The following is an 11,795-nucleotide window of genomic DNA, read 5'->3' as shown; positions in this document are numbered from 1 at the left end:
GATAGCAGGCCAGCACAAGGTCGCGCTGAAGGACGAGCATGTGGTGCAGGACTTTGGGCCGCATGGGTGTTTGTGGCGGCTGGCGCCCGATATGTCGAACTACTGGCGGATTTCATCGGGGTTTTCGATGATGTTACTAATGAAACAGATCATCTGGTGCTCAATGTCGATCCTGATGCTGGCTATCTCGAGGGCCGAAGACTCGCGCAACTTCAGCGGTGTGAAGGCTCACGCGGCTTGATCTATTCATCTGTTCGAGCGTTTGCAGGCGCAGGCAACCACACATCGCGCGAACCGAAAATAACGGGCGGTGATCGGCGAAAAACGCATACCTCTCTCATCGACCGGCAGGTGATGTTTATATCACCGAGTGGGATGCATCCTTTGCGAAGTACGCGCGCGTCATTGTTCTGGGACCAATGACGGACAATTCGCGCCCCTTTTTTTAGGATATCGCGCTTCTCGGAGACGCGGGCTCATTCTTTCTTCAACCGCCTGATCCCCAATCACTCTGAAACCGCCTCAACTGAATATCCTCGATCCACACTTGTGCGACCGCGTCACGCTTGACCTCATCTGTAAATCCAATGCCTGACATGACTGGTTTCCTGCTTCAAAAATTACCAAGCAAGGCGGCTCAAACCCTAGCGGATATTTAGCGTTCATTTTGTGAAGCTAGAGAGTGAAAGTGCCTAATTTTTGCACAAACCTAACGCGGCAGGGCAATGTGTATCGCAAACCGAGGGATTCTAATTGATCGACCACTGGTATACCGACAGCATACCAGTATGACACACACACCTCCTTCCCCTAAAGAATCGGTTCACAAACTGATCCTTGACGCCATTTTAAGCGGCGATATTGATGTGAAAGACCAGATCTCAGAGCGCGGCATTGCTGAGCGCTTTTCGGTTGGTCGCACGAAGGTCCGTGAGGCGCTGCGCGATCTGATCAACGATGGTATTTTGTCTGCCGAGCCCGCGCGCGGCACGTTTATTCGCGAGCTGACGCTCACTGAAATGCGCGAAATTTATGAGGTGCGTTATGCACTTGAAAGCATGGCGGCGCACCTTGCGGCAAAACACGGCCCACTGCCCGAACTTGCTGCCTACGCTGAGCGGTTCGAGGACATGCGCAGCAATACAGCCAATTACGACCTAAAAGAAATCGACGAATACGGTGCAGAGTTTCACACCGAAATTTTCCGGTCTGCGCGCAATGAAAAATTGCTGCAAATCTACCAACCTGTGCGCTTGCGCTTGGCAACGGCACTGACACTGCCGCGATACTACGAGCCGGATTGGGTGTTGAAAGCACTCGATGAGCACATCGATATTTTAAAGGCGATCACGGACCGTGACAGCATGTTGGCCCAATCGCGTCTTGTTGAGCATATGGCCAAAGGCTTTGAGACCCGCATGCGGATCTTTGATCGCTTGGATGGATACAGTCTGCCGCCCCTTAGTACCAAAGGCATGACGTAGTCCAAAACCCTTATTCCCCAGCGCCTTAGAGGGCGCATGTACTCGCTAAATCTCTCTCACTCATTCGAAAGGAAGACAAATGGATATGACTAAAAAGCTATCTCGTTGCGCCGGACAGATCACCGGTGCCGCATTGGCGCTTGTCGCGGCTCAGGCTGTTGCAACCACTGCCGCGGCGGAAACCACACTGGAAAGTGTTATTGCGGCTGACGTCGTGATGTGTGGATCAAACGGCGGTCGCGCTGGTTTTTCTGCGCTGGACAGCAAGGGCGAATGGCAAGGCTTGGACGTTGACATGTGTCGCGCCATCGCAGCCTCTGTTTTGGGCGATGCCACTAAAATTCAGATGGTGAAGACAAGCAGCCAAACGCGGTTTACCGCGTTGCAAACAGGCGAGATCGACGTGCTTTTGCGCAACGCAACATGGACGTTGAGCCGCGACAGTAAACTGGCGCTCGATTTCGTTGCACCAACTTTCTACGATGGTCAGGGCTTTATGGTCAATGCAGCCGCTGGCGTGAGCGCGATCGAAGACCTTGACGGGGCGACTGTATGTTTGCTGCCAGGATCCACATCTGAATTGGTCGCCGAAGAAGTCTTTACAGGACGCGGATTGGAATACACGCCTGTCGTCATTCAAAGCTCAAGCGAGTTGGATGCAGCGTTTTTCAACGGACGTTGTGATGTGAACATTCAATCCACGTCCGGTTTGGCTGCGAAGCGTGCGACCGTTGCGGAAAACCCTGCTGATTGGGTGATTTTGGACGAAATCGTCGGCAAAGATCCAATGGGCCCTGTTGTGCGCCAAGACGACCCGCAGTGGAAAGACATCGTGGCATGGACCGCCTATGCGATGATGGAAGCCGAAGAATTGGGCGTCACATCTGAGAACGTCACCGCATTGCGCGACGAGGGCAACACCAAATATGCGCGTTTCCTTGGTGTCGATGGCGACTTGGGTGAGCTTTTGGGCCTGAAAAACGACTGGGTTTACAATGTTGTGTCCCAAGTCGGGAACTACGGCGAAATGTTCGAGCGCAACTTGGGGCAAGAGTCTCCGTTGAAACTTGCGCGTGGGCTGAACGCTCAATGGGTTGATGGCGGTCTGCTCTACGCGCCGCCCTTTAAATAAGCTGTAAGTGTCAGGATGCCGATGACCTATTCTAATGCGAAAACCACAGGTGAAAGCCTGCCGCGACGCAAGCCGCCCAAGATGCAAGGCCTGTCCTTGAACGGGTTTTGGAACGACCAGCGGTTTCGCAATTTTGCGGCTCAGGCGATTGTCATTGCACTGGTCATCGGCTTCTTCGTTTATATCTTTGGCAATGCCCAACGGGCCTTGTCAGATCAAGGGATCAAGACCGGTTTTGGGTTCTTGATGGACAGCGCAGGATTCGCGATCGGGGAATCTCCGATCCCGTTTTCGGCCTCTGATACCTTTTTACGCGCTTACGGCGTTGGCATCTTGAACACTTTGAAAGTGTCATTTGCGGCCATTGTGCTGGCCAGTATCATTGGTGTTTTGCTTGGGGTTGCGCGGTTGTCGCGCAATGTCATGCTGAACCGATTTGCCTCTGTCTATGTCGAGGTGTTTCGCAACACGCCGCAACTGTTGCAGATCGTGTTTTGGTACATGTTGGCGGTACAACTGCCCGGACCGAAACAAGCGTTTAGCCTTGACGGTATCGCTTTCTTAAGCAACCGCGGTCTGGCCATTCCTGGCCCCGGCGAGGGATCAGGATTTGGATTTGCTTTGATCGGCTTAGTGATTGCGGCAGGACTTGTTGTGTTGCTGCGCCGCCATCTTGAAAAACGCCTGCGCCAAACAGGTCAAAAGTTTAACGGTCTGCCCCTGTCCATTGCGATCATGGTGATTGTGCCCGCCGTGATTTGGACGGTGTTCGGAACGCCCAGCCAAATCGAAATTCCAGCCTTGCGCGGTTTTAACATTCGCGGCGGATTGCAATTGTCGCCTGAGTTCTTGGCGCTGTTTTTAGGACTGTCTCTTTATATCGCGGCCTTTATCGCAGAAATAGTTCGTGCCGGTATTGCCTCGGTGAACCAAGGTCAGATCGAAGCTGCCACCGCCATGGGGATCAAAAACTCTGACGTTTTATGGCGTGTTGTACTGCCGCAAGCGATGCGGGTTATCGTGCCGCCCTCAACCGCGCAATATGTCAGCTTGCTGAAAAACAGCTCGCTTGGGGTGATGATTGGCTACCCCGAGCTGTTCAATCTGAACAACACAATTTTGACGGCAAGCGGCAACACGGTCGAGGCGATTATCATCATGATGGCGATCTATCTTAGCCTGACCACCACCATTGCGGTGATCATGAATTGGTACAATCGATCCGTTCAGTTGAAGGAACGCTAGACATGACATCGCATCGATTGATTTCAAATGCGCAAACAGGGGCTAGTGCGGCACGTCCAGCGCCAGTGGCCACATCAGGACTGGTCCATTGGGCACGTCAAAACCTGTTTGATGGCATTCACAACACGATCTTTACCTTGCTGTGCTGTGCTTTGCTGATCGCTACTGTACCGGATCTGTTTCGCTGGGCCATTTGGGATGCCGCTTGGACGTCTGCAAACGGGGCTGATGCGTGCAAGGCCACAACGGGTGCGTGCTGGGCCATTGTGCAAGAAAAATACCGCCTGATGCTGTTTGGTACATATCCGTATGAGCAACATTGGCGCGGGGCGCTGGTGGTGCTGATTTTGGGCGTCATGTCTATTGTCAGTGGCTTTCGCGTGTTTTGGACCAAATGGCTGCTTGTGGCGTGGTGCGTTGCTTGGGTGGCTATTTTCGTGCTGCAACTTGGTGGGGTGTTTGGCCTTGTGCCGACGCCGACCCATTTGTGGGGTGGTCTGCCGCTGACCTTGTTGATCTTTTTTAGCACAGTGATCGGCGGGCTGCCTGTGGCGATTTTGCTGGCACTGGGACGTCAATCCAACTTGCCGATCATCAAGGCGCTTTGCATCGGCTTTGTCGAAATGGTGCGCGGCGTGCCCTTGGTGACGGTGCTGTTTATGGCGGCTTTGATCTTTCCGCTGTTTGTGCCAGAAGCTATGACGCCTGATAAATTCGTGCGCGCACTGATCGGGATGCTGATGTTTTTTGCTGCCTATGCTGCGGACATCTTTCGAGGCGGGCTGCAAGCGATCCCACGTGGTCAATATGAGGCGGCTGAGGCCTTGGGGCTGCCCTATTGGCAAAAGACCACGCGGATCATTTTGCCCCAGACCCTGCGCATCGTTTTGCCAGCTTTGATGAACGACATCATTCGCGCGTTTAAAAACACCACTTTCATCGCCATCATCGGACTGTTCGACATTCTTGGCGCTACGAAATCCGCATTGGAAGACCCTACATGGGTCAGCTACGGCACAGAGGCTTACCTCTTTGTGATCGCTCTGTATTTTGTCGTCTGTTTCAGCATGTCGAAATACAGCGCGTCGCTTGAGCGTGATCTGAACAAAGGAAACACAAGATGACAAACGCATCTGACAGCGCGACCATCGAGCTGCGCAATGTGAACAAGTGGTATGGTGATTTTCACGTGCTGCGCGATATCAATATGCAGGTTGGGCGTGGTGAAAAGGTCGTAATCTGTGGGCCCTCTGGGTCGGGAAAATCTACGCTGATCCGCTGTATTAACCGTCTTGAAGAACATCAAGAAGGTGACATTATCGTCAACGGTGTTGAGCTGACACAGAACGTCAAAAACATCGACGAAGTGCGTCGTCACGTGGGTATGGTGTTCCAGAACTTCAATTTATTTCCACATCTGACTGTGTTGGACAATCTGGTGCTTGCCCCCAATTTGGTCAATGCAGTGCCCAGAAAAGACGCTGAAAATTTGGCGATGGAGCTTTTGGAGCGCGTGCGTATCCCCGAACAGGCTAACAAATTCCCCGGTCAGCTATCTGGCGGGCAACAACAACGTGTGGCCATCGCACGCTCGTTGATGATGAAACCTGAGGTGATGTTGTTTGACGAACCCACGTCTGCGCTCGACCCTGAAATGATCAGCGAAGTTTTGGATGTTATGGGCGAATTGGCCGATGAGGGTATGACGATGATTTGCGTCACCCATGAAATGGGCTTTGCCAAACAGGTCGCAGATTTGGTCGTTTTCATGGCTGACGGCGAAGTGATCGAAGCAGCCCCCCCCACTGAGTTCTTCACCAACGCGCAAAATCCGCGTACTCAACAGTTCCTAAAGCAAATTTTGTCCCACTGAGGCCAGCCCTAAAAAGTGAATAAGCATACCATGAATTTTGAGACATTCCGCGCAGGATTTCCCGCACTCGCCGATCAGACCTATTTGTCTATCGCGGATAAAATGATCCTGAATGACACTGTGCGCGGCGCGATAGATATCTATCTGGATCGTCTCGCGTCGGCTTCCGTTGGGCGACTGGGGCACGAAGCCTTTGTTGAGGAGGCTCGAAGCAATTTTGCGCAACTGGTCAATGCTGATCCGAAAAACATCGCGGTGACGCGCAATGTGTCAGACGGGATCAATTGTATCGCGTGGTCCTTTGAGGATGTGCAGGGAAAAAACGTGGTGCTAAGCACTGATGTCGAGCATCCCAACAATATCTATCCTTGGTTACGCCAAAAAAACCGCGGGCTAGAACTGCGTCTTGTGCCCGCGACACCACAAGGCCAGCTTGATACAGAGGCGATGATCGCGGCGATGGATGACGATACGATTATCATGACCTGTCCGTCCGTTTCCTTTGCACCGGGTTATCGCAGTGACCTTGATCGTCTGGGGGCTGCGTGTCGCAAGCGCGATGTGTTTTTCCTTGTGGATGGCGTTCAATCGGCTGGTATTTTACAGCACGATTTTTCCCAAGAACCGATTGACGGCTTCGCGACCTCTGCCTCTAAGGGGTTGTTGGGGTCTTACGGCATCGGATTTTTGTATGTTTCTGACCAGTGGTTTGACCGCCTGACGCCCGCATATTTGTCGCGCCCTGCGGTGTATCAAGATTCCGAAGATCATTCGACTATGGGCAGTTTTGAATACCAGATTCAGCCAAATGCACGGCGTTATGAAGTTGGCAGCTATAACCTTGCAGGGGCTTATGCTGTTGCCACGTCTTTAAGGTTGTTGCTTGATCTTGGTCCAGCATCCATCGAGTCCCATGTCTTGGGGTTGGCGTCAGAGCTGCGTCGTGGTGTGCAGGACACTATGTTTGGCCCGCGTGTCACGATATCGGATGATCCGGATAGGCTGTCGCATATCGTCACCATCGGTACGCTCGATGCAGGCGGGCATGACACCTCCACCTGTGCAGATATCATGGGGTTGTCCGCAATGATGAAGGATCACCAGATCAACCATGCCATCAGGCGGGGGCAAATCCGTATGGCGGTCCATGCCTTTAACAATGGTGCGGATATCTCGAAAACGCTCGACGCCGTTGCGCAGTATCGACCCTCATCTGGCTAAATGCGTATCAACGCCTCTAAACGATCGCCCCAAAAAAGGAAGCCAAAATGACTGTTTCAGTTGCCCTCATCGGGTTCGGCGCAATTGCTCAAGACCTTCTGATCAAAGTGCAGTCTGATCCGCATTTGAGGGTCAAACAAATATTGGTGCGGGCCACGGCGTGCGACAGCACACAGGCAAAGATCGATCTGCAGACCGAGGTCATCACCTCGGTCGATGCTTTGGATGATGATATTGATTTTGTGCTCGAATGCGCAGGACACGGCGCGCTCAAAGACTATGGCGCGGCTGTTTTGGCCCGTGGGTTTGATCTTGGCATCCTGTCCGCAGGGGCCTTGTCTGACGACGCACTTGTTGCCGAGTTAAATAGCGCCACAGCGCAGTCAAAAGCGAAAGTGATTGTCGTGCCTGGGGCGATCGGTGGAATCGATGCGCTTTCAGCTGTCGAGAGCGGCGGCTTGACGTCAGTGTGCTACACAGGTCGCAAAGCTCCGATCAGTTGGAAGGGCACGCCCGCTGATGTGGTTTGCGATCTTGATACTTTGACAGAGCCCTGCGAGATTTTTTCCGGCACGGCACGAGAAGCGGCCCAAGCCTTTCCCAAGAATGCGAATGTTGTCGCGACTGTTGCGCTTGCGGGGCTAGGTTTTGATGACACAACAGTGCGTTTGTTCGCAGACCCTGCGGTGACGCGCAACACCCACCGCGTTCAAGCTGTTGGTGATAATGTGTCTTTTGACTTTGAAACCAGCTCAGGGACTTTGCCGCACAACCCGCGCACATCAGCTTTGACGTCACAAAGCGCGTATCGCGCGTTGAAGCTTAGAGCTTATCCTTTTTCAACATAACTTAGTGATCTCTTGCGCTGCCTGATCCCAAAACAAGAAAACCCCCGATGCACAAACATCGGGGGCTCTATTTTTATATGCCTTCGAAAAGGCCATTCGCTGTCGGATCAAAAGACCTAGAGCATGCCTTCGCGTTGAGCTTTTTTACGAGCCAACTTGCGAGCACGGCGGACGGCTTCGGCTTTCTCGCGCGCTTTTTTGACGGAGGGTTTCTCGAAATGTTGCTTGAGCTTCATTTCACGGAAAACGCCTTCGCGCTGAAGTTTTTTCTTCAGGGCACGGAGAGCTTGATCGACATTGTTGTCGCGAACGCTAACCTGCATGTGGTGTCACCACCTTCCTAGTTAGAATTGCATGAATTGCAGGAGATCGCCCTATAGCAAAGGCGCGCTAGCTTGTCTACCATGTGAACAGGCCCAATAGGAGAGATCCAATGCAAAGTACCGCTTACCCCGATCCAACCCGTGAAAAACTGGTGCAAGCCGCGATTCCACATGTGGTTTTCGATGGCTGGGGGCCTGAGACCTTCCAAGCGGCTGTGACTGATTCGGGTGTGCCTGCGCAAATGGCGCGTGTGGCGGCCCCGCGTGGATCGGTTGATTTGGCTGCGGCCTATCACAAAGGCGGCGATCGCTTGATGATCGAGGCGCTGCAAACGGCCGACCTGAGCGACATGCGGTTTCGCGATAAAATTGCCCATGCCGTTTGGTTGCGCATCGAGGCGGTTGATCGCGAAGTCGTGCGACGCGGTATGTCGCTGTTTTCCTTGCCGCATTATGCGCCCGAAGGTGTGCGTTTGGTTTGGGAAACAACGGACGCGATTTGGAACACGTTGGGTGACACGTCCATGGATGTGAATTGGTATACAAAGCGCGCGACTTTGTCGGCTGTGTTCACCTCGACCATTTTGTTTTGGCTGGGCGATGACAGCGAAGGTTTCGCAGATACCAAGGCGTTTTTAGACCGCCGCATTGATGATGTGATGTCGTTCGAGAAAGCCAAAGCAGGCGTGCGTGACAACAAGACACTGTCTGCGCTGTTTGCTCTGCCCAACGCCATTTTGGGCACGATCAAGGCGCCCGCAGCTGTGCGCCGCGATGACATCCCCGGCACACAGGCACCCAGCACACAGGCACCCAGCACGCAGGCAGGAGACCAATAATGTCTTTGCCACCCAAGATACCCACAGTGATGCGCGCAATTGAAATAACCGAAGCCGGTGCGCCTGAGGTCTTGCAGCTTTGCGAACGCCCTGTGCCCGCACCAAAAGCGGGCGAAATCATTATTAAGGTCGCCTACGCTGGCGTGAACCGCCCCGATGCCTTGCAACGCGCAGGCCTGTACAATCCGCCCGCAGGTGCATCAGATTTGCCGGGGCTTGAATGCGCGGGCGAGGTGGTGGCTATTGGTTCGGATGTGACCGAGTGGCGCGTTGGGGATCAGGTCTGTGCCTTGCTGCCCGGTGGTGGCTATGCCGAATATGTGGCGACACCTGCGGTGCATGCCTTGCCTGTGCCCAAGGGGCTAAGCTTGCGTGAGGCGGCCTGCTTGCCAGAGACGTTTTTCACCGTTTGGAGCAATGTGTTCATGCGTGGCGGCTTGCAGGCAGATGAGACATTCTTGGTGCATGGCGGATCATCAGGGATCGGCACAACGGCAATCCAGCTGGCGCGGGCTTTTGGCGCGCGCGTGTTTGCGACCGCAGGCTCTGCCGAGAAATGCGCGGCCTGCGTGAACCTTGGGGCCGAGCGGGCGATCAATTATCACGATGAGGACTTCGTTGAGGTTTTGCAAGCTGAGGGCGGTGCCGATTTGATCTTGGATATGGTCGGCGGTTCGTATTTTCCGCGTAATCTCAAAGCCCTTGGTCTGGACGGGCGTTTGGTCAATATCGCGTTCTTGACTGGCGCTAAGGCCGAGATCAATCTCATGCAGGTTATGGTCAAGCGGCTGACGCTGACCGGATCAAACCTGCGCCCGCAATCAATCAAAGCCAAAGCGACCATCGCCCAAGAACTGTTGTCGCGGGTCTGGCCCTTGATTGAAGCAGGGCAGGTGGCCCCTGTGATGCATTCCGAATTCGCCTTTGAAGACGCGGCAAGCGCGCATCGGTTGATGGAAACCAATGCTCATATCGGCAAGATCGTTTTACGCGTGGCGTAACATGACGGGTGCGCGCGTTAGTCGATTTTGTCCAGCCGCGCTTTGTCCAAGGTGCAATCGCGAATGGTGTCTTGGCCGCAGGTCCGCGGCTCTAAATCTTTGGACAGGCAAATGCGCACCTCTTGGATGCGCTGATCTTTACAGGTTACGGTAATCTCGTCTCTGTTCAGTCCAGCATTGGCTTGCATAAACGCTTGCTCGATCACTGAGGCGGGCAGCAGCACGTCTTTTTTCAGGGCCTTAAAAGCAGCGGGGCGGGTGATGGACTCAAAAGCTTTCCGCGCGGTGTCCAAATACTCTTGCGCAGGCAAGCCCGCACAACGCCCGTGTTTTTTCCACTGATACCAAGCGGCGCCATCTGTGCCCATGATGTCTTCCATCGCCTCAGTCTGACGTCGACTTGGATCGCGCTCGGGCGTGTTGCAGTAAGACGGCCAGCCGCGTTCATATTGCGGCCAAAGTCCGTGCATCACCCAGCCAAGCTGTCGGTCGCATTGCGGGGAATTTCTGTCATCGCCTTCCAGCGCACACCACGTGGGGGACCATGACAAAGCCAAGACGTAATAGTCAAAATCGCCAGCACGTTCGCCATCCGCAAAAGCGGCTGCGGTGCTCATAAAGCCAGCAAGCGCTAGACCGGTAACAATTGCTTTACGCATTTTCTCTTTCCTCTGACAACGATCCACAGTATACAGGCCTCAAGTTCCCCCCACAATGTGAACCGTCCCTTTCGGGAAAGCCCTTTCAGGCGACGGAGAAGTTGTATCTGGGGCCTATCGTATTCAAGGTATTCAAGGAGAGTATCCATGGCAAAACCTATTATGGCAAAAGCCACAGCTGTTTGGCTCGTCGACAACACGACACTCAGCTTTGTTCAGATCGCGGCCTTTTGTGGTCTGCACGAACTGGAAGTCCAAGGCATCGCAGATGGCGATGTTGCGACTGGCGTGAAAGGCTTTGATCCGATTGCCAACAACCAGCTGACCCAAGACGAAATCTCAGTGGCCGAGGCCGACCCAATGGCGCGTCTCAAGCTCAAGCACAATCCAGCGTCTGAAGGCGAAGAAAAACGTCGTGGTCCGCGTTACACGCCTTTGTCCAAACGCCAAGATCGCCCGAACTCAATCCTGTGGTTGGTGAAATTCCACCCTGAATTGGCTGACGCGCAGATCACCAAACTTGTTGGCACAACCAAGCCAACGATCCAAGCGATCCGCGAGCGCACACACTGGAACATCAACAACATGCAGCCGATTGATCCGGTTGCTTTGGGCCTGTGTAAGCAATCCGAATTGGATGCCGCTGTGCAAAAAGCCGCTGCCAAACGCGCGGCCGAAGGCAACGCGATGTCTGATGACGAGCGCCGCAAATTGCTGTCCACAGAACAGACCTTGGGCATGGACGCAGAGCCACGCATCCCAACAGCGATTTCTGGCTTGGAAGCCTTCACTTTGGGTGACAACGTGGAAGAAGAAAAAGAAGCGCCTCTGCCAGACGCAGACAGCTTCTTCAACTTGCCAGATGGCGATGACGACAAAGACTAAGACGACAAAGACGAAACGCTTTGACCGATTGAACCCCGAGGCCCGCCAAATTGGTGGGCCTTTTGCGTTTTGGAATGATGTTGCATTGGATTTTGCAGCCGAAGTTCGCAGGCATCACGTCCATTCGAATACCTCTATCAAGCCAAATTTGTTAGAAATTTCACCAAACCAGTCCTGAACACGCTGTGCGGTGAATGACTGCATTCCGCGGCGATCTCAACTGGTCGACGCAACACACTGTGCGAACTTCTCTGCTGGCGTCTGATATTGCAAGGTCTTGCGAGG

General features: G+C 53.7%; 12 protein-coding genes and 2 pseudogenes. 11 read left to right on the top strand and 3 right to left on the bottom strand.

Annotated elements, in window-relative coordinates; all coding sequences use genetic code 11:
- Positions 1–84: 84 nt before the first annotated feature.
- A pseudogene (locus WNY38_RS15485) lies at positions 85–279 on the top strand (RES domain-containing protein); the annotation flags it as partial.
- Here WNY38_RS15485 and WNY38_RS15480 read toward each other — a convergent pair.
- Positions 263–598: pseudogene (locus tag WNY38_RS15480) on the bottom strand (hypothetical protein); the annotation flags it as partial. The pseudogenes WNY38_RS15485 and WNY38_RS15480 overlap by 17 nt on opposite strands.
- Positions 599–788: 190 nt before the next feature.
- Between WNY38_RS15480 and WNY38_RS15475 the strand changes: the two are divergent.
- The 7 genes from WNY38_RS15475 (at position 789) to WNY38_RS15445 (ending at position 7,803) form a co-directional block, all read left to right on the top strand.
- A complete protein-coding gene (locus WNY38_RS15475; RefSeq protein WP_342858262.1) occupies positions 789–1,484 on the top strand; it encodes a GntR family transcriptional regulator in 696 nt (231 codons plus the stop codon).
- A gap of 79 nt (positions 1,485–1,563) precedes the next feature.
- A complete protein-coding gene (locus WNY38_RS15470; RefSeq protein WP_342858261.1) occupies positions 1,564–2,616 on the top strand; it encodes an amino acid ABC transporter substrate-binding protein in 1,053 nt (350 codons plus the stop codon).
- A gap of 21 nt (positions 2,617–2,637) precedes the next feature.
- Positions 2,638–3,861 (top strand): ABC transporter permease subunit, encoded by a 1,224-nt coding sequence (locus WNY38_RS15465; protein ID WP_342858260.1) that lies wholly within the window; start codon positions 2,638–2,640, stop codon positions 3,859–3,861.
- A gap of 2 nt (positions 3,862–3,863) precedes the next feature.
- A complete protein-coding gene (locus WNY38_RS15460; RefSeq protein WP_342858259.1) occupies positions 3,864–4,985 on the top strand; it encodes an amino acid ABC transporter permease in 1,122 nt (373 codons plus the stop codon).
- Positions 4,982–5,734, top strand: coding sequence for an amino acid ABC transporter ATP-binding protein (locus WNY38_RS15455; protein WP_342858258.1), 753 nt, complete (start codon positions 4,982–4,984; stop codon positions 5,732–5,734). Before WNY38_RS15460 ends, WNY38_RS15455 begins: the two co-directional genes overlap by 4 nt.
- A 30-nt stretch (positions 5,735–5,764) precedes the next feature.
- Positions 5,765–6,955: an aminotransferase class V-fold PLP-dependent enzyme gene (locus WNY38_RS15450; RefSeq protein ID WP_342858257.1), complete on the top strand. Its 1,191-nt coding sequence runs from the start codon at positions 5,765–5,767 to the stop codon at positions 6,953–6,955.
- A gap of 47 nt (positions 6,956–7,002) precedes the next feature.
- Positions 7,003–7,803, top strand: coding sequence for an aspartate dehydrogenase (locus WNY38_RS15445; RefSeq protein WP_342858256.1), 801 nt, complete (start codon positions 7,003–7,005; stop codon positions 7,801–7,803).
- A gap of 116 nt (positions 7,804–7,919) precedes the next feature.
- Here WNY38_RS15445 and rpsU read toward each other — a convergent pair whose 3' ends face one another.
- Complete coding sequence (gene rpsU / locus WNY38_RS15440; RefSeq protein WP_058263026.1) at positions 7,920–8,126, bottom strand: 30S ribosomal protein S21; 207 nt, start codon at positions 8,124–8,126, stop codon at positions 7,920–7,922.
- Positions 8,127–8,236: 110 nt separating this feature from the next.
- Between rpsU and WNY38_RS15435 the strand changes: the two genes are divergently transcribed.
- Both WNY38_RS15435 and WNY38_RS15430 read left to right on the top strand, forming a co-directional pair.
- Positions 8,237–8,965 carry a COQ9 family protein gene (locus WNY38_RS15435; protein WP_342858255.1) on the top strand — a complete coding sequence of 243 codons (729 nt, stop codon included), beginning with the start codon at positions 8,237–8,239 and terminating at the stop codon, positions 8,963–8,965.
- A gap of 17 nt (positions 8,966–8,982) precedes the next feature.
- Positions 8,983–9,966, top strand: coding sequence for an NAD(P)H-quinone oxidoreductase (locus tag WNY38_RS15430; protein WP_342858318.1), 984 nt, complete (start codon positions 8,983–8,985; stop codon positions 9,964–9,966).
- A gap of 17 nt (positions 9,967–9,983) precedes the next feature.
- On the opposite strand, the gene WNY38_RS15425 is transcribed toward WNY38_RS15430, so the two are convergent.
- Positions 9,984–10,625, bottom strand: coding sequence for a ribonuclease T2 (locus WNY38_RS15425; protein WP_342858254.1), 642 nt, complete (start codon positions 10,623–10,625; stop codon positions 9,984–9,986).
- Positions 10,626–10,772: 147 nt separating this feature from the next.
- Here WNY38_RS15425 and WNY38_RS15420 point away from each other — a divergent pair, with 147 nt between their 5' ends.
- Entirely contained in the window at positions 10,773–11,510 is a 738-nt protein-coding gene (locus WNY38_RS15420) for a DUF1013 domain-containing protein (RefSeq protein ID WP_342858253.1), read from the top strand.
- Positions 11,511–11,795: the final 285 nt, after the last annotated feature.

Source organism: Pacificibacter sp. AS14, from assembly GCF_038899935.1.
GTDB lineage: Bacteria > Pseudomonadota > Alphaproteobacteria > Rhodobacterales > Rhodobacteraceae > Celeribacter.
Note: the sequence above shows the minus strand (reverse complement) of the source record. Positions and strands in the feature narration are given on the sequence as shown.